We start from the raw sequence: 16,977 nt of genomic DNA, 5'->3' as shown, positions 1-16,977 counted from the left end.
TATGCGCGGGCACTGACACTGCCGTCGGCGGTGTCTTCCGCCCTTCGCGCGCGTGTCTCCGGCGTCCGCCGGGGCCGGGGCGGTGCCGGGCGCGGGACGTACGTACTACAGCGGCGGGTCGGCTGCGAGGCGGCGGTCGAGTTCGGCCTGTGCTGGGTGGTGGGCGGGTGTGGTGGTGGGTTCGGAGGTGGCCAGGTAGAGCTCGAAGTCCTCGGCGGTACTGGGGGGTTCGGGGATTGGTGGGGGTGGTGGCTGGTGGGTGCCGGTGGCGCAGGCGGCGAGCTGGAGGCGGGGGGTGAGGTTGTGCAGGGTGGTGATCCAGTCGGCCTCGGCGAGTCCGGCGGGCTCGTCGCCGGCGTAGACGCGCAGCCAGCCCGCGTAGAGGGCGGTGAGGTGTTCGACGACGGGCGGGTGCATGTACCAGCAGCGGGGGATGACGTTGTGGAGTTCGAAGGTGGTGCGGAGCCAGCCGGTCCAGACCGCGAGTTCGCGCAGCCGGGCGCGGCGTTCGGGCGGGGTCATGGCCGCCCACACCCACCGCTGCGGCTCCGCCGCCTCCTTCTTCTTGCTGCCCTGCTTGCCGCCGGGGGCGGGCGGGGCGGGCCACAGGGCTGCTGGGTCGTCCAGCGGATCGAACGGGGTGTCAGCCACGGCCGCCCACCTTCGCCGGTGGGGTGGTCTTGTCCAGGCTGACCGTATCCGGCGTGCCTGGGGCGGGTGTGGCGAGGAGCTTTCTGAGGTCCTTGTCGCGGAAGGTGAGCCGCATCTTCACTTTGACCGGTGGGAGGTTGGAGTACTGGGCGATGGCGGTGAAGTCGGGGAGCTGCTGGAGGAAGTAGACGGGGGCGAGGTCTTTGTCGGTGGGCGAGGTGTTGGTGGAGACCTCGCCGCGGGAGTAGCCGGTGGAGGTGCGCAGGGTCTCGGTGGAGCCGTACATGCTGGAGAAGTAGCGCAGGGTCTCCAGGTCGCCGCAGCCGGGCAGCAGCATCCGCAAGCCTGACGCGGACAGGACGGTGTTGGCTTTTTCGCGGCCGAGGCGTTCGCGGAGCTGGGAGAGGTCGTGCCAGACGGTGAGGGCGTCGATGCCCATGCCGCGGCCGGTGGTCAGGATGTTGGGCAGGCGGGGGTATCTGAGCATGTTGCCGGCCTCGTCGACCATCACGCCCAGGGACGGGTTGATGGGCTGTCCGGTGGCGTTGTAGCGGACCTCGGCGCCGTGGATGATGCTGGCGATGATCGAGGTGAGCAGCGGCGCGAAGCGTTCCGCGTCCGCTTCGTTCGCGATGAGGCACACCGTGCCGTTCTGGTCGAGGAGGTCGGCGACGGTGAAGTCCGTTGCACTGCAGGTCTCGCGGACTTCCTCGTCCGCATACACCCTGGACAAGACGTTCAAGCTGAACTGGATGCTGCCGATGCCGTCGTCGTGCAGGCGCAGCCAGGGGGAGGCGTAGTCGTCGGCGACGTCGGTGTAGCCGTGCTGGAGGAGGACGGCGCGGACGTGGTCGACGGCGTCCTTGCCGAGGCCGAGCCACTTGCGCATGCCGTTGATGCCGCCGCCGGACAAATGGGCTGCCAGGAGGACGCCTTTGAGGACGTTCTTGGCCTGGTCGATCCAGGGTGCGGCGCGTTTGTCGTCGCTGGAGGAGGCGGCCTCGGCCATCCATGCGGCCATGCGGTCGGCCGCTTTCGCGTCGGTGCAGTAGTCGACCGGGGACCACTTGTTGGTGGTCCGGCCGGGGATGCCGGCGGGGGCGATGACCCACACGGGGCCGAGCGCGCGGCGGCGGGCGTGGATGATGTCGAGGTCGGCGGCCTTGGTGGTGGTCACCACCAGAGGGCCTTGCCATTCGGCGGCGTTGGGCAGGACCAGGCCGGTGGTCTTCGAGGAGCCGGGAACGCCGAAGACGGTGGCGCTGATGTTGGGCTGGGCGGCCACGATCTTCTTCGTGGCCGTGCCGCGGCCGGCGGTGATCCGGTTGGCGCGCCGGGCCGGGTCCTCGGGGGCGGCGAGCCTGCGCTCGGTCTTCGCGCCGCCCCACTGGGCGCCGCCCCGGTGCGGGCCGGCGACGCGCTTCCACGCCCACAGCGCGGCCCAGCCGAGGACCCCCCACAGCAGCACGGTCAAAGCCCAGAACAGCCAGGCGGGCGGGGGCGGGGTCCAGGCGCGTGCGGGTCCGCGGACGAGGGCGGTGAGGACGGTGGTGGCCGGGTCCGCGCCTGCTGTGGCCCAGCCGCGGCCGGACAGCAGCGCGGCCACCGGCGCGGTGATCAGGGTGCTGCCGGCCAGCGCGATGGCGGCGAGCAGCAGGGCCGGGGCCAGCATCCCCCCGCCGCTGCTGGTGGCGGGTTTGCCCGGGGTGGTCACGCTGTCATCCGCTCGTCGGTGTGGAACAGCTTCTTCTCCAGGGCGGTGAGGTGGAGCTGGACGGGGTGGGAGCCGGCTTTGCCGACCTTCCACAGGGCGCGGCCGACGTGGGCTTTGCCCCAGGAGCTGATGAGGTCGTACTCGGCCTCGGTCAGTCCGACGGCTTCCTGGATGGCCTGCAGGGGGCGGGTGTCCTGGGCGAGCTGGATACGGGTCTCGCAGGAGCTGATCATGTCCTTGGCGATGGCGACCGCCTCGGAGTCCGCCGCACCCACCGATTCGAAGTCGGTGAGCCGGTGGGTGGCCAGGACCTGGATGGTGCCGTCCGCACGGGACAGCCGCAGGTCGGAGTCGATCTTGCGGACCTGGGAGGAGCCACCGGAGCGCATCTGCCGCCACAGCTCGTCCCGCACGACCAGCCGGGGCGGTCCCGGGGTGTCGATCGCGGCCTGCGCCCAGGAGGAGACGCAGGTGAGGATCATGCTGACGATGTCGTCGCCGTAGTCCTTCATGCGGGAGATGTCCACGCACTGGATCGGCGCCGTGAAGTCCAGCTCGCTGGAGGTTTCGGCGTCGAAGAGGCCGCCCAAATGCCCGGTGACCATGGCGCCGAGCGCGGCCCGGATCGACCGGGTCAGCTCGCGGGTGGTCTGGATGTCCTCGTCCCGCACCCGCAGTTCGTAGGCCATGGCCTTGGACGGGTCCTTCAGCGCGGCGTGCACGGCGGGCAGGGTGGGCGGTGTCAGCCGTGTGCTGCCGGCGAGTTCGCCGGTGACCTCCCGGATCGCGGCGGAGACCGCTTCCTCCTCCTCCGCCAGCAGGGTGCGGCGCAGCTGGAGTTCGAGCAGGGCCTTGAGCAGCGACAGGCGGCGGCGGTGGATCTCCGTCAGCCGGGCGGTGAGCAGCCCGCGGTCGGTCACCGTCTCCAGGCCCTGGCCGAGGGGGCCGGCGTCCAGGGGGTTGAGGCGGCCGGTCATGCCGGGGCCGAGGAGGAGGGGGGAGTGGCCGAGGTAGCGGCACAGGTCGCCGTATTCGCCCTTCACATCCCCGGCGATCAGGGTGCGGGTGCCGAACGCCATCAGCCGCAGGGCGAGGGCCTTGATGTGGGCGGACTTTCCGGAGCCGGGGATGCCGGTGATCATGACGTTGGGGTTGGTGACCAGGCCCTCGGCCACCCACACACTCGGGTGCGCGGAGAAGGCACGCATGGACAGCACGTTCCAGCCCATGTAGGCGCCGACCGGCGGCAGTGCCCCCGAGTGCAGGAACGGGTACAGACCGGAGACCTGTGAGGTGTCGGCGCGGTGGACTTCCGGGGCGGCCTCGTTGGCGGCGCGGCCGGCGTAGGGGGCGTTCACGCCCCGGCGGGGCGGCACGAACCCCAGCCCCGCACGCCCCTTCTTCCCCCTGGCCGGGGGTGCGGCCGGGCGGGCCGGGCGGCCTTCGCCGAGCAGGTGCCCCAGGTGCTGGGAGGGCAGGGCGGTGTCGTCGTCCTCCCGGGCGCGGGTGCGGGTGAAGAAGGCCACGGTCAGATCACCGCCCGCCGGGCGGACAGGCCCTGGCCGAGCGGCAGTGCCCCGGCGGCGAACCCCGCATCCTGGGCACCCCACATCCGCCGCAGTTCCAGGCCGGCGGCGGCACCGTCCTGCTGCAGCTCGGCGCACGCGGTCTCCAGATCGTCCGGGTCGCTGACGGTGACGGTGACCAGGCCGGTGAAGCGGACGATGCCGTGCCCGGACGCGCGGGCCATGTCCTGCTCCAGGGCACGGGCCATCTCCGCCCGCTCGTCCATCGACTCGATCCGCCCCGTCTTCGCCCGCAACCGCCGCGCCACATCCCGCTTGGTGCGCTCCTTCGACAGCTCCGCACGCGCCCGGCGCGGGCCGAGCGGCTCGTAGACGAGGGTCAGTGAGCGGCGGGCGGTGGGGCGCGGCCGCAGCAGGGACTGCAGGCAGGTCGCGTAGACGGCGGAGGCCGGCCAGCTGCGCACCTGGTAGGTCACGGAGATGGCGCCGTCGTGCTGGTAACTCCCCCACGCGGTACGGGCCGCGGCGGGGCCGGCGAGGTCGGGGTCGACGCCGGGCCCGACGCCTTCCCAGGTGCGCTGCTGCGCGGCGGTGTTGCGCACGGCGAGCTCGCTGACCGCGTCGGGGTCGAAGGCCTCGCGGATGACCTGGGCGAGCTCGCGGGGCGCCAGACGGCGGGTGACGGTCAGGTCGGCGGCGGCGAGCGCGGAGTGCATCGCGGTGATCTCCCTGACCAGCACCGCGCACGCGCCGAGCCGGCCGCCGCCGGCCCCCTTGACGGCCAGCCGCGCCCTCGATGCGGACAGGGTGACGGTCAGGTAGGTGGCGCGGGTATTGGCCACCGTCCCCCCGCGCGCGGCGAGTTCGGAGACCACCGCGACCGCGGCGGGAGGGGCGGCGGGATCGGTGTGGGCGGCGGTCCAGGACTGCAGGGCGGTGCCGTCGTCCGGCAGCGACCGCTCGTGCACCGCGATCCGCACCACCGGCCCGTTCTCCACGCACTGGCTGCGCAGCACCGCACCCCACCCGGCCACCCGCCGGTTGATCTGGTCGGTGTCCTCCAAAGCCAGCCCCGGGTAGCGGACGGCCAGGACGGCGCTGTAGGTGTTCTCCAACGGGTCGTAGACCACGGCGAGTTCTTCCTGGCCGCCGGTGGGGGCGGACAGGATCCGCAGCCGGGCCAGCACCCCGGGCAGGTCCATCGGCTGCTGGTCGTCCGAGCGACGGCGGGGGGCGAACACCCCACTGAAGAACATGTCCCTTGCTCCTGCGACGTTGATCTGGTGACGGACGGCCAGCACCGCCCACTCATCGGCGGTCATGCCGTAGATACGGACCGTGGCCAGCGCGAACAGCAGCGCGGCGACCGGCAGGGCGACCAGCTCGCCGGACAGGTCCTGGGAGTAGACAGGGATCAGGACGCACAGGGCCGCGGCGGCGACCAGTACGCAGCCGGTCAGCGACATCGACCCCATGAAACCGACGCGTTCGGACTGCCAGCCCGAATAGACAGCAGGCCGCACCTGACTCACTGTGTTCCCCCGTTCTCCTCGCCCCCGCCACGGGTGACAGGCGGCGGCTCGGCCGGCGACGACGGCCAGCGCAGATCGATCTCCGACACCAGCCCCTCGTCCGCCCGCTCCTCACCCCAGCCCGCAGACCCGCCGGTACCGGCGGGCGCGGCGGCAGGCGGCGGCTCCGCAGCTCCCGCCGACACCGGCGCAGGCACCGTCCCGATGTCCGGAGGGGCGTCCGGACCGCCGGACGGGGCGGGCGGAGGCGGCGAAGCACCATCGAAACCCTCCCCGGGGCCGGAGCCAGTGCCGTAGCGCGGGGGGATACTCACCTGGCCGCCCATGTCCTTGCCGTGCCCGAGGTCCGCATGCGCGGCCATCGACTCCATACTCCCCTCGGCCAACTCCTTGCCCGCCTTCGCCACTTGCAACGCCATGGCGGCAGCGCCGAGCTTGCCCAGACCACCTGCCAACCCACCACCGCCACCGCCGCCGGTGCCGCGGGCACGTCCGGCCGCACCGTCCTGCGCGACGGCACCGTCGTTCTCCGCCTCCACGGCCCGGGTGAACGCCCGCCCGCCCCCGACCGCACCCGCGCCCGACGGCATCCCACCGCCGTAGGCGAACATCGACGCGGCGGTACCGCCGGCGGCGCCGAGGAGGCCGCCCGCCAGGGCACCGCCGGAACCGACCGTGGTGAACGTCATGAACTTCGCCAGCGTCGGCCACGCGACCGCGGCCAGCAGCAGCGTCACCAGCCCGACCAGCACCGACTTCAGGTCCTTGCCGCTGCCGGTGACCGAGAACCCGATCACCAGGATGAGCACGATCACGGGCTCGATCAGGATCAACGCGATCAAAGCGTTGCGGGCCTTGGGCCACCACTCCTTCGTGGCCTCCATGATCCCGCCCGCACCCACAATCGGCATACACGCCACCAGAACCTGGATCGCCGCCTGCCGCAGCAGCAACTCCCCCCACAGCACCAGCGACACCAACGCCGCCACAATCGCCAACAACAAGACCAACGCGGTGTTCGCCAGGCCGGTGAACGCGAACGCGCTGTTCAAGGACTCCTTGAACGCCTTCTCCCCCGCACCGCCCTTGTACGCGTCGATCAGCCACACACTGACCTCGTGCGCCGCACCCACCGACGTCTGCGTCACCGCGAACGACGCCATCGACACCAGCGCCCATTTCGCCAGCCCGATGACCGCCGTCGCCGCCGACACCGCCTGCCCCGTCGCGGCAACCTTGGCGAACTGCCAGATCAACAGCAGCAACGCCACCACGGACGAGAGCCCCCACGTCATCTCGTAAACCGTGAGCAGCCCGTCGTTGTGCAGATCGACGATCGCCACCTTCGTGAACACGTCAGTGAGATCGTTCAGGATCTTCGTCGCAGCGTCACCGAACTTGCCCGACACCGCATCAAACGCCGCGCTGGCCAGGGTCTCCGCCGGATGCGTCGTCGCGTCATCGACCTTCCGGGTTACCTCGCTGCCCTTGCGTACGGCTTCGCAGTAGGTGGCGTCATTGCCCTTACATACTTTCTCGCCGAGCGACGACTTGTCCTTCTTCAGCAGCGACTTCTCGGCGAACGCTTTGCATCCCGGGGTGTCCTTGACCTTGTCCTCGCCAGCTTTGCACTCCTGACGGAACAGGTCGAAGCACGCCTTCTTCGGGTTCTCCTCCTTGCTGCAGTCGACCAGAGCCTTGTCGGCATTGCCGGGGTCGTCGGCCAAGGCCGGCGGCGCCGAGATGCACAGCAGCGCCACCAGCAGGGCGAGAAACAGGTGGTGCCACCGGCGGCTACTTCTCGTACGCAATGCTCCGCCATCCCTTCTCCGCAGCATCCGCACTGTCCGGCGTCGCCTCGGGCGGCTGCGGCTCCCCCTTCGGGTACATCAACGCGACCAACTTCCAGTCGCCGTCAGCCCAGACCATCTCAGCGGTCCCCACTACGACGACGGAGCTGGTGATGCCCTTGACGGACTTCTGGGTGTCCAGCAGCAGCCAGAGCTTGACCCGGTCCGCACTCGCGGTGTCGATCCGGTAGCCCCGCGATCGGTATGTGAGGTAGTTCGCGTTGTCGGACTCACCGACGAAGTTCAGTCCGGCGTCGCTGCGGGCGGCCACCGCAATCTGGAACGCATCGCTGGCCATCTTCTCGGTGCTTCGCGGGGCCGCGACAGCGCGGGCCTGCCGTTCCGAAGCGAAGGGGTTGAAGCCATCCCAGACGTCGTAGAAGTGGGCGGCGGCGGAGACGGCTCCCTCGGGGGTGTGGGGGTAGCCGACCGGTACGCCGTCCTTCACCTCGCGGGCTTTCGGCAGGACGTCGGGTGTCGTCGATCCGGCGCTCGGGCGCGCGGCGGGTGCGGCCGAGGATGTGCTGGCGCCGGGGAGGGCGTCGTTGGAGCCGCCGGAGTTGAGGACCAGGAATGCGGTGACGCCGGCGGCGGCCATCACGAGGCCGGCGGCGAGAAGCGTGAGGCGGCGGCGTGCGGTGCGGCGGCGGTCGTCGAGGGAGGCGAAGGACATCACTGCCCCAGGTTGAAGAAGGCTTTGACGAGGCCGAAGACGGCGCCGATGCCGGCGGCGGCGACCAGGGACCACAGGACCGAGCGCTTGCCCCTGGCCGCCATGTCCGGCCTCTCCGTGTTGTGGCCGACGCCGATCAGCGCGCACCCGGCGATGAACCCGAGCAGGCAGGCGATCAGGGCACCGGTCAGGGACCAGCCGATCAGCGTGTCCGTGCTCGTGCCCAGGTTGCCCGGCAGGGTCTTGGGGGTCTTGGGGGTGAGCGGGTCGCCGTCAGCGAGGTACGTCAGCGGCGTCGGGTGCGGGGCCACGGTGCGTGGGTCCTTCCGTGTAGGCGGCGGGGGCGGCGGCGGGCGGGAGCGGTGTCCCCCAGGACTGGTGCGCCGAGGCCAGGACGGCCTCCGCCAGCCGGTGGCCGGCCGCCAGGGTGCGGGGTTTCAGGCGTGCGGGATCGCGCAGGCCGTGTGAGCGGATCCGCTCGTCGAACGGGATATGGACGACGGCGCCGACTTTGGGCTGGAGCATGGTGACCGCGGCGCGGATCGGTGCGGGGAGGCGGCCGTCGGCGGTGGCGGTCAGGGCGATGGTGGTGCGGGCCCAGGGCAGTCCGTCGGCCTCGCCGGCCATCACCGCGGTCTGCAACGCGGCTGCTCCGTGCCCGGTCGCGGCGGCGCACAGCACGGGCAGCGCGCAGGGCAGGGCGCACCAGCGGGTGCTGAGGGCGGGGGCGGTGGTGTGGCGGGCGGTGATGAGGTCGTGGGTGAGGGGGTGGCCGGTGTCGGCGACGGCGATCTGCCAGCCGCCGGTCGCGGTGAGCTGGTGCCACGCCTCCGGCGCGTCCGGCAGTACCAACGGGGCGGTGTGCCAGGGCTGGTGATCGGTCATCACCTGCCACGGGTGGCGGCCGCCTGCGGGGACGGTGGCGGCGGCCGTGCGGGCCTGGAGGCGGCCGGCGGGGCGGCCGGGCGGTAACGCGGCCAGCCCTTCGCCGGGCCGGGCGGCGGTCCAGTCGGGCCAGGGGGAGGTCAGGCGGGGGACGGTGTCGAGGAGGACGGTGTCGCCGTGCGCGGCCAGGGCGTCGGCGAGGAGCGCGGCGACGACGGAGCGGCCGCTGCCGCCCACGGCCGCGAGGACGGGCACCATGAGCCGGGCGTGCGGGGGGAGCCGTTCGGGCAGGAGGGGTTGCGCTTTGCCCACTACCGCCCCCCATTGCCCGTTGTTACTCCGCCATCACCATGAGTTGATCAAAAGGCATGTTTAGCAAGAGACTTATGAGTCTGTCCATGGCCTTTCCGTGAAGGCTTGCGACCGCTGCGGTTTCAGTTCGGATGTTGCTACGGTGCGCTCTGCATACCGGAGTTGACCGAGGGAGGGGAGCCTGCAGTGGCGGCATCGGCGGGAGCCGGGGACACCAGCGGAGCCCGCACACACGAGGGGGCCGCTGCTGCCGGGAGTTGCAGCTGCGACGATGCGTCGCGGATATGGCCGGAGGTCCTCACCGCCCGGGAAGCCGCGGCGTACTTACGGCTGGACTACCAGCTGGTGATGCGGATGACCCGCGCCGGCGCGCTGCCGAACCTCAAGGCCGGCCGTACCTACCGCTTCCACCGGCGTGCACTGGAGCAGGTCATGGGCGTCGACCGTCCATGGCCGTCAGGGGAGGGAACAGGACGGGGTGGGCAGACGGCTGCTGGTCGGGGCGGGAGCGGCACTGACGGCCCTGTTCGTGCTCATAGTCGGGGTGGCCATCCAGGCCACCACCTCTGACACCGCGAGTGCAAACCCTTACAGCGGGGCGATCGGCGGCGGGCTGAAGCCGGGTTCGGTGCCCGCGCAGTTCGCCGTGTGGATCGAGAAAGCGGCCGGGGCCTGCCCGGGACTGCCCGCCCCGGTCCTGGCCGCGCAGCTGGAGGCCGAGTCGAACTTCAACCCCAACGCCCAGTCCAGCGCGGGCGCGCAGGGCATCGCCCAGTTCATCCCCAGCACCTGGAAGACCTACGGCACGGACGCCAACGGCAACGGCGTGAACAGCCCGTTCGACCCGCCGGACGCCATCACGGCCCAGGGCCGCTACATGTGCGAACTCCTCCACGACGCCCAGAAGTCCGGCTTCCCCGGGGAGCCGGTCGAGCTGGCCCTGGCCGGCTACAACGCCGGCTGGGGCGCCGTCACCAGATACCGCGGGGTACCGCCGCGCTCGTTCGCCGGCGGACAGACCTACGACTACGTGCGCTCCATCATGGCCGCCGCACGCAAGTTCACCGCCACCGCCGGGCCGTCCGGGCCCGTCGACCTCCCGGCCGACTTCACCCTGCCCGCCGGCACCCCGGCCCAGGTCCGCACGGCCGTGGCGTGGGCACTGCAGCAGCGCGGCGGCTGGTACCACCTCGGCGGCGACTGCACCGACGCCCACGGCCCCAGCCCAAACCGGTGGTGCGACTGCTCCTCCCTCATGCAGCAGGCCTACCGCGCCGCCGGAGTGCCGCTGACCCGCACCACCTACACCCAGGTCGGCGAAGGACAGGCCGTCAGCGCGGACGCCCCGCTCCCCGGCGACCTCGTCTTCACCCCCGGCTCGGACGGCTCCGCGGCCTCCCCCGGACACGTCGGCATGTACATCGGCAACGGACTCCTCGTCGAAGCCCCCCGCACCGGACTCAAGACCCGCGTGGTCACCTACAGCAGCTGGCGCAACTCCAGCAGCCCCATCACCCGCGTCGTCGCCGTCCGCCGCATCATCCCCCATTGACTCCTCCCCCTCGTAAGAGGGGGATTCCTGGCTCACTTCGCCTGGCACCTAGCAGGTGGCAGGGCTTACAAGATCAGCACCAGCCGGGTACGAGACCAGCCCGGACCAACATCACGCGGGCGCTGTTCTTGTCCCGGGGGGACACAGCGCCGCATGCGGTGCAGGTATACGTTCGTTCGGAAAGGGGGAGTGCGTGCTTGGTTCTCGCTCCGCACTGCGCACAGTCCATGGTGGTGTGCACGGGGTGGACCAGGTGCACGTCCCGTCCGTGCTTGCGGCCCATCTCGACCAGGGCCTTCTTCGTCGCACCGATCGCCGCGTCCGCGGCCTTGCGGAGTCTTCGCGAGGAACTTCGGGCAGAAGTCCTCCACCGCGAGGGCGTCATGGTCGCGGACGACCTTCTTGGCCCACTTGCGGCCAGTCTCCTGCCGCTGGTTCGCGATCTTCTTGTGCAGTTTCGCTGTCTGCCGCTTGGCCTCGCGGTAGCCCTTCGACGCGGCCTGTCCCTTCTTCGGCTTCCGGCGGGCCATCATCCGCTGGTAGCGGGCAAGCTTCTGCGCGGCCGTCCTGCCGTGCTGGGGGTGGGGAAGGTCGTGGGCGTCGCTGGTGGTGGTCGCGGTTTCCTTGACACCCCAGTCGATCCCGATCACGCGGCCGGTTTCCGGCAGGGCTTCGGTCACGGCGGGTACGACGAAGGACGCCCACCAGTGGCCGACCGCATCGCGGTACACGCGCACGCTGGACGGCGGTTTGGGCAGCTCCCGCGACCACACCGGGCGTACGACGATCCCGCCGGCAAGATGCAGACGGCCGTCCTTCAGCCGGAAGCCGCGCCTGGTGTATTCGAGAGTGGGCAGCGCTTCGCGCTTCTTCTTGTACTTCGGCATCCCCGCCCGCTGCCGCATCGGCAACCGCGCCTTGATGTCCTTGAGCGCCTTGGACCGGGACTTCCCGAAGTCGCGGATCACCTGCTGCTGCGGAACACAGGCACCCTCCCGCAGCCACGGGGTACGGGCACGGGCCCCGGTCAGCATCGCCGCAAGCTGCACCGGCCCACACGTCGCCTTCCCGCCCGTCGCCCGGTTGTGCTGGTGGACGGCCTTGGACTTGGCGACGCACTCATTCCACACCCAGCGCAACCGGTCCCACTCCGCCTCAAGAGCCGTGCGGGCCGTGGACGACAAGCGCAGACGGTAGGTGTACCGGCAATGACCGGTCGCCTCCGTGGTCGCGTCTGTCGTCATACATCCGAACCTATCTGGAGGGACTGACAGTTGAGCCCTGTTGCCCTGTGTGGTGTCCCTCACCAGCGGTCTTGGTGTATAACGATCCGCCCTGACTGCGAATCGGCTTTTCCTGCCCCGCTCACGCGGGAGCTTCGTTTCCTCCCCCACCTAAAAAGTGCAGGAGACCTGATGGCCAACGACCGCACCCTGTATGCCCCCTGGGGCACCGTCACCCCCCGCTTCTGGCACCACGAACACTCCCCCGCCCCGGCCGCACTCGCGCCGGCGGACGCTGTCCCTGCAGTGGAGGTGCCGCCGCCGCCCGAGGAGTACCGCGAGCGCATCGCCGCCATCACCGCGGCCCTCGCCCCGCCGCACGACCCCCGCCGCCTGACCGCCGCCGACACCGATGCCGCGCAGCTCGATGGCGAGTTCACCGCCCGGTACGGAGACACGCACACCCACACCGTCCAGATCCGCGAACTCCGCGGCTGGACCGCCCACTTGAAGGGCGAGCCCGCGACCGCCGCCCGCTGGTACCTGCACACCACCGGCCTCCAGGCCCAGATCTGGGGAGCACACCACGCCCTCACCAAGGCCTCCGCACACCGGGCGGTACAGCACTGGAACGGCATCACCGACCCCGCCGACCGCCTCACCGTGGGCGCGGAACTGCTGCCCATGCTCACCGCCGTCACCGGCCAGGACAGCACCGCCTACCGCACCGTGCACACAGCCGTCGGCACCGGCCGCACGAGCTGACGCCGCACCACGGCTGTTTCTGTGCCACGAGGCGGCGATGAGGTGGACGACCCCGATGCGGCACTCCCGGGCGTGGACGAGGGCAGAGCACACTGATGCGGTCGCCGGTGCCCCCGGTCGGCCGGGTGCGGTGGCGACGGAACTCCGCACCGGCGACCAGTTCCTCGGCACCGGTCCGCGGGTCCCGGGTGCGGCTGGCGCTGCGCGCCTCTGCGGTCAGGATGCTCCGCGGTTGATGACGCGGACGACGGTGATGGTCGGGGGTTCGATGCCGACGCTGTCGGAGACGATGTACCGGACGGCGGCCATGGCGACGAGGGCGACGCGGTCCCATTCGCCGCCGCCCATGGGGCGTTCGATGGACAGGCCGCCGTAGGGTGCCGGGGCGATCTCGGCGAGGATGGCAGCGCTGACGGTCCCGGCCAGGGCCGGGCCCAGCTTGACGAGGTCGGCGTGAGCCTCGGGGGTGTAGACGACCCGGTACGCGTAGGTCACCGGGAGCGGCCCTCCTGCTGCTGGTACCACTCCAGCGGGTGGGCTTCGAGCGTGCCGTCCTGGAAGCGCCGGACCTGGTCGTCGCCGGAGGGGTCGGCGGCCTCGATGGCAATCCCGGACCACAGGGCGAGGACGTGCGCGCGCTCGGTCAGCGTCGCATCCGCCAGCGCCTCGTCGAACTGGGAACGCATCGGCGGCGGCAGAGCGCGGCGGATCTCGGCGCTGCTGCGCAGCTGGTCAGTCGGGCCGTACGGCTCTATCGGCTGTGCGCTCACGGCGGGGCCTCCTTGCAGTCACCCGCCACGGTACCGCCCTCACATCACCGTACGGGCGGGCTCCGGCAAGCCGCCGTGCGGTGGAGACCGCGGGGGTCCTGGACTCTTCCGGTGCAGACCCGGCCTCCTGTTCCTGCTTGCCGGACGCTGAGAGTCGACACCACGACCGGTGCGATACTTGGCACCTCTTGCAGAAGGGCTCCGCTGATGCCGATCACTGCGCGCGAAGCACGCAAGGCCCTGTTTCCGCTGATCAAGAAGGTCAACGACGATCACGAGGCCATCGAGATCGTCTCCAAGCACGGCAATGCCGTACTCCTTTCCGCAGACGACTATGCCGCCTTGCGCGAAGGCTCCTATCTGTTGCGGTCGCCGGCGAACGCCCGCCGCCTGTTCAAGGCGTACGAGAACGCCCTCAGCGGCACCGGACTCTCCGAGCCAGGGTTCGTCGACCCCGGTGCGGTGGATGCCGGAAAGGGCGCCGCGTGAGGCTCACCTTCCAAGGACACGGCCAGCAGGACTACACATCGCGGCTCAAAACAACCGCAGAATGCTCGCCCGGACCAACAAGATCATCAAGGACGCCTTGCGTGCGCCGCTTACCGGGATCAGCAAACCCGAACCGCTGAAGTACCACCTGCCCGGGGCCTGTTCGCGGCGGATCGACGACGAGCACCACCTCGTCTACCTGACCATGGACCCCCTGGCCGCCGTCAGCCACACACACCCACACCGTCCAGATCGCGAACTCGGCCGACCGCCTCACGGCGGGCGCGGAACTGCTGCCCACGCTCGTCGCCCCGGCGGGAACAGCGACGCCTACCGCACCGTGCACATGGCCGTCGACGAACGCCGTCCGGACTGACGTCCCTACGCGATCGGGCCCGGGCTCATGGCCCGGCGATCAGGTAGATGACCTCGATGCGGCGCTCCCGGGCGTGGACGCGGTAGAGCACACTGATGCGGTCGCCGGTGTCCGCCGTCGGCTGCGTGCGGTGGCGGCGGATCTCCGCACCGGCGATCACCTCCTCGGCACCGGTCTGCGGGTCCCGGGCGAGCGCCGCGAGGGCGTCGTGCACCGCGCGGCGGCCGGAGGGGGTCAGTCGGGCCATCTCCTCGTTGAGACGGGCCGGCATGACGATCTGCCAGTCGCTCACGCGGCAGTGCCCTCGCCCACGGGGTAGGTGACGAGCTCGGCAGTCCCGGCGAGCGCGGCGGCGAGCGCGGCCCGTGCCTCCGGGCGGGTCCGCAGAGCCCAGACGTGGCGGTACTCGGCAATCACGTCCGGCACCTGGTCGAGCCGCGCCCCGGCGAGCTTCGCGTCGAATCGCGTCAGGTCAGCCGGGGACGCCTCGGCGAGCGCGGCTCGCAGCTCCGCCAGCGTCTGCGGGCCCTGGCCGGCTTCGAGACGGTACGGGTTGTAGGGCTGTTCTGCGGGCTGTGCGCTCACGGTCGGGCCTCCTCCTCGTCCACACGTCACGGTACCGCCCTCACGTCACCGTACGGGCAGGGTCCGGCGGGCCGACGCCGTTGGAGAACACGTGCATCACCGGGCAGCCTCGGCCAGCCTGCGCCGCAGCTCGGCCATGACGTCCTCGGCCGACCGCCCCACCGCGGCGGACCCCACGGGGTCGAGTCGCAACAGGACGCGGTGACGGTAGTGCTGGGTGATCCTGCGGACCGCCGTCAGATCGTCCAGATCGGCGGTGCCCAGTTCTTCCTCGAACTGCTCCAGATCGCCAGGGAGGCCGTGGACCTTCAGGGCTGCCCGGAGCTCGTGCGACGTGCTCATGGGTGGCGGGCCGGGAACGGGCCGGTGTTCGGTGGGCTGTGCACTCATGGTCGGCCTCCTCGTCCACGGGTACCGCCCTGACGTCACCCTGCGGGCGGGGTCCGGCGGTCCCCCGCCGCCGGAGAACACACGGGTCAGCGGGCAGCCCCGGCCGGCCTGCGGCCAGCCGCCGCGTCGCCCGCGTGTGACCGTGCCCCTGGAGGCAGCACCGGAGGCAGTCCTGTCCGTGATGTTGCGGCACCAGTGCCGAGCCGGGTTACCGCAGCGCGTGGCCAGCATTGTTCCTCGGCCAATCATCAGGTGGCGGGCAGCAGGAGCGGAGAGGTGTGACGTCCCGTCTGCTGCCCGCCGGTCCAGGTGCGGCTATGCCGCGGCCGGGTGCGCTGACTCGCCGTCATGCAGCTCGGCGACGCCACCGTCCGTCAGGGCCACGAGCGCCGCGCGGACCCGCTTCGCCTGGCGCGGCATGCAGTGCTCGCCGAGCTCACCGGCCTGGATCCATTTGTAGCTGAGCAGGTCCGGCGCCCGGCCCCCGGCCGGCCGCGGCAGTTTCACCTCGACCGTGCCGGTGAGCGGGACGGTCGCGTAGACGAGGTCGATGCCGGCGGACGCGGTCCCGGTGGCGGGCACCCAGTCGTGAACGAGCAGCCGCGCCGGCTCCACGTCCAGACAGGTCTCCTCACGGACCGTGCGGACGAGCGCATGCGACGGAGCCTCTCCCTCACGCATCGGGCCCCCGGGCAGCCGGAAGTTCCGCCCCGGCTCGTCCCCGGCGCAGCAGGGACCGACCATCAGCACCTCCGGCTCGTCCGGGTCCTCCTGACCCGGACGCAGGATCAGCGCCAGGACGGTGCCGCGCAGCGGCGGGGGGCTGGTGAAGTCGGCGTCGGAGTGCACGGGGTGACCTTTCGTCGGTGTGGGGTGGGGCCCGCAACCATGGCTTTGGCCCTCTGCTGCGGGTTGGCCGGTGGAGTCGGCTGTGGGCGTGATCGGCCGGTCTTCCGGCGACAGGCCATGGGCGGCCTCGTCACCGGGGAGACCGGCAGGAGATGGTGCTCGCGGCCGGCAGCGCGCGGGCGGTTGCCGTGACGGCGGGGTCTTGTCCAACTCCCCGTCTTCTTCTGCAGGGTTGGTGGCCCGCCCCCGGGCCGGTGTGAACGCGATCAAGGCTGGCACGGGGGCGGGGGATTTGACGGGGAGTGGTCCGCGTCAGCACCACCCCGGTCGGGTGGCGAACGGGCGCTGACGCGGCTTCCCCCTTGTGCGGCCCGTTCCCCGGGCGGGCCGTCCGGCCGCCTCTCCGTGGGCACTGCGTTCACGGAGAGGGGCCGTTGGAGGTCGTGGGGCTCCTGCCCGGCAGCCCCACGACCGGTCTGACGGGAAGCGCGTGCCGGCGCCGTGCGCCTCGGCACCGGCACGCTCCCCTGCTGGCCCCCGGGCGGTGTCGGGGGCCCGGCTTGTGTCCCGTCGGGGGGAACCTCGGGACACAGCCGCCTCGGAGGCCGCGGGAGCGCGAGGGAGTCGGACTCCCGCGGCCGGTGTGGGCCGCCGGTGCTGCCTCCGGGAGCCCACACGGGCCGTACCCGGCGCCCGGGGGACGGCGAGGAACCCCGGGTTGCTGCCTCCAGGTACAGCCCCGGCTCTACACGGTGGGCGGCCGGGACCCGGCGAAGCCGTCGCCGCCGGTCCGGTGGCGGACGGTGTCACCGGCGTCGGTGACGACGAGGCCGCC

19 protein-coding genes and 1 pseudogene are annotated in these 16,977 nt (G+C 71.5%); 5 read left to right on the top strand and 15 right to left on the bottom strand.

Annotation, left to right across the window (positions count from 1 at the left end; all coding sequences use genetic code 11):
• Positions 1-105: 105 nt before the first annotated feature.
• From ACFP1Z_RS32475 to ACFP1Z_RS32440, 8 genes are read right to left on the bottom strand one after another with little or no spacing between them, the layout of a single operon-like run.
• Entirely contained in the window at positions 106-651 is a 546-nt protein-coding gene (locus tag ACFP1Z_RS32475; protein ID WP_390321459.1) for a hypothetical protein, read from the bottom strand.
• Positions 644-2,323: a type IV secretory system conjugative DNA transfer family protein gene (locus tag ACFP1Z_RS32470; protein ID WP_390321478.1), complete on the bottom strand. Its 1,680-nt coding sequence runs from the start codon at positions 2,321-2,323 to the stop codon at positions 644-646. The genes ACFP1Z_RS32475 and ACFP1Z_RS32470 overlap by 8 nt, the downstream gene beginning before the upstream one ends.
• 38 nt (positions 2,324-2,361) lie before the next feature.
• Positions 2,362-3,891 (bottom strand): type VI secretion protein, encoded by a 1,530-nt coding sequence (locus ACFP1Z_RS32465; RefSeq protein WP_390321456.1) that lies wholly within the window; start codon positions 3,889-3,891, stop codon positions 2,362-2,364.
• A gap of 2 nt (positions 3,892-3,893) precedes the next feature.
• Positions 3,894-5,414 (bottom strand): SCO6880 family protein, encoded by a 1,521-nt coding sequence (locus ACFP1Z_RS32460; protein WP_390321454.1) that lies wholly within the window; start codon positions 5,412-5,414, stop codon positions 3,894-3,896.
• 5 nt (positions 5,415-5,419) lie between these two features.
• Positions 5,420-7,234, bottom strand: a complete 1,815-nt coding sequence (locus tag ACFP1Z_RS32455) for a hypothetical protein (protein ID WP_390321452.1) — start codon at positions 7,232-7,234, stop codon at positions 5,420-5,422.
• Positions 7,218-7,946, bottom strand: a complete 729-nt coding sequence (locus ACFP1Z_RS32450; RefSeq protein ID WP_390321449.1) for a DUF8175 domain-containg protein — start codon at positions 7,944-7,946, stop codon at positions 7,218-7,220. The genes ACFP1Z_RS32455 and ACFP1Z_RS32450 overlap by 17 nt, the downstream gene beginning before the upstream one ends.
• Positions 7,946-8,257 (bottom strand): hypothetical protein, encoded by a 312-nt coding sequence (locus ACFP1Z_RS32445; RefSeq protein WP_390321447.1) that lies wholly within the window; start codon positions 8,255-8,257, stop codon positions 7,946-7,948. The genes ACFP1Z_RS32450 and ACFP1Z_RS32445 overlap by 1 nt, the downstream gene beginning before the upstream one ends.
• The gene (locus tag ACFP1Z_RS32440) at positions 8,220-9,143 is read right to left on the bottom strand and encodes a hypothetical protein (protein ID WP_390321445.1); all 924 of its coding nucleotides are present in this window, start codon (positions 9,141-9,143) and stop codon (positions 8,220-8,222) included. Before ACFP1Z_RS32440 ends, ACFP1Z_RS32445 begins: the two co-directional genes overlap by 38 nt.
• 186 nt (positions 9,144-9,329) lie before the next feature.
• Here ACFP1Z_RS32440 and ACFP1Z_RS32435 point away from each other — a divergent pair, with 186 nt between their 5' ends.
• Complete coding sequence (locus ACFP1Z_RS32435; RefSeq protein WP_390321443.1) at positions 9,330-9,713, top strand: helix-turn-helix domain-containing protein; 384 nt, start codon at positions 9,330-9,332, stop codon at positions 9,711-9,713.
• Positions 9,622-10,695 (top strand): C40 family peptidase, encoded by a 1,074-nt coding sequence (locus ACFP1Z_RS32430; RefSeq protein ID WP_390321441.1) that lies wholly within the window; start codon positions 9,622-9,624, stop codon positions 10,693-10,695. Before ACFP1Z_RS32435 ends, ACFP1Z_RS32430 begins: the two co-directional genes overlap by 92 nt.
• A 73-nt stretch (positions 10,696-10,768) precedes the next feature.
• Here the strand turns inward: ACFP1Z_RS32430 and ACFP1Z_RS32425 are convergent.
• Positions 10,769-11,939, bottom strand: a pseudogene (locus tag ACFP1Z_RS32425) (RNA-guided endonuclease InsQ/TnpB family protein).
• A 171-nt stretch (positions 11,940-12,110) separates the two neighbouring features.
• On the opposite strand from ACFP1Z_RS32425, the gene ACFP1Z_RS32420 reads away from it, so the two are divergent.
• Positions 12,111-12,683, top strand: a complete 573-nt coding sequence (locus ACFP1Z_RS32420) for a hypothetical protein (RefSeq protein ID WP_390321439.1) — start codon at positions 12,111-12,113, stop codon at positions 12,681-12,683.
• Between the two features lie 216 nt (positions 12,684-12,899).
• On the opposite strand, the gene ACFP1Z_RS32415 is transcribed toward ACFP1Z_RS32420, so the two are convergent.
• Both ACFP1Z_RS32415 and ACFP1Z_RS32410 read right to left on the bottom strand, forming a co-directional pair.
• Positions 12,900-13,178: a hypothetical protein gene (locus tag ACFP1Z_RS32415; RefSeq protein WP_390321437.1), complete on the bottom strand. Its 279-nt coding sequence runs from the start codon at positions 13,176-13,178 to the stop codon at positions 12,900-12,902.
• On the bottom strand, positions 13,175-13,453 hold the full coding sequence (locus ACFP1Z_RS32410) for a hypothetical protein (protein WP_390321434.1): 279 nt from the start codon (positions 13,451-13,453) through the stop codon (positions 13,175-13,177). The genes ACFP1Z_RS32415 and ACFP1Z_RS32410 overlap by 4 nt, the downstream gene beginning before the upstream one ends.
• A gap of 207 nt (positions 13,454-13,660) precedes the next feature.
• On the opposite strand from ACFP1Z_RS32410, the gene ACFP1Z_RS32405 reads away from it, so the two are divergent.
• Both ACFP1Z_RS32405 and ACFP1Z_RS32400 read left to right on the top strand, forming a co-directional pair.
• Entirely contained in the window at positions 13,661-13,942 is a 282-nt protein-coding gene (locus ACFP1Z_RS32405; protein ID WP_390321432.1) for a type II toxin-antitoxin system Phd/YefM family antitoxin, read from the top strand.
• A gap of 61 nt (positions 13,943-14,003) precedes the next feature.
• Positions 14,004-14,318 (top strand): Txe/YoeB family addiction module toxin, encoded by a 315-nt coding sequence (locus ACFP1Z_RS32400; protein WP_390321430.1) that lies wholly within the window; start codon positions 14,004-14,006, stop codon positions 14,316-14,318.
• A gap of 25 nt (positions 14,319-14,343) precedes the next feature.
• Here the strand turns inward: ACFP1Z_RS32400 and ACFP1Z_RS32395 are convergent, their stop codons facing one another.
• From ACFP1Z_RS32395 to ACFP1Z_RS32380, 4 genes are all read right to left on the bottom strand, one after another.
• A complete protein-coding gene (locus tag ACFP1Z_RS32395) occupies positions 14,344-14,610 on the bottom strand; it encodes a hypothetical protein (protein ID WP_390321427.1) in 267 nt (88 codons plus the stop codon).
• Positions 14,607-14,903, bottom strand: coding sequence for a hypothetical protein (locus tag ACFP1Z_RS32390; protein ID WP_390321425.1), 297 nt, complete (start codon positions 14,901-14,903; stop codon positions 14,607-14,609). The genes ACFP1Z_RS32395 and ACFP1Z_RS32390 overlap by 4 nt, the downstream gene beginning before the upstream one ends.
• Before the next feature lie 96 nt (positions 14,904-14,999).
• On the bottom strand, positions 15,000-15,293 hold the full coding sequence (locus tag ACFP1Z_RS32385) for a hypothetical protein (protein ID WP_390321422.1): 294 nt from the start codon (positions 15,291-15,293) through the stop codon (positions 15,000-15,002).
• A 315-nt stretch (positions 15,294-15,608) separates the two neighbouring features.
• Positions 15,609-16,142: an NUDIX domain-containing protein gene (locus ACFP1Z_RS32380; protein WP_390321420.1), complete on the bottom strand. Its 534-nt coding sequence runs from the start codon at positions 16,140-16,142 to the stop codon at positions 15,609-15,611.
• Positions 16,143-16,977: the final 835 nt, after the last annotated feature.

The sequence above is a fragment of the Streptomyces gamaensis genome, assembly GCF_042656465.1.
In the GTDB taxonomy this organism is placed as follows: Bacteria; Actinomycetota; Actinomycetes; order Streptomycetales; family Streptomycetaceae; genus Streptomyces; species Streptomyces gamaensis.
This window is presented reverse-complemented; position numbering and strand designations above follow the sequence as displayed.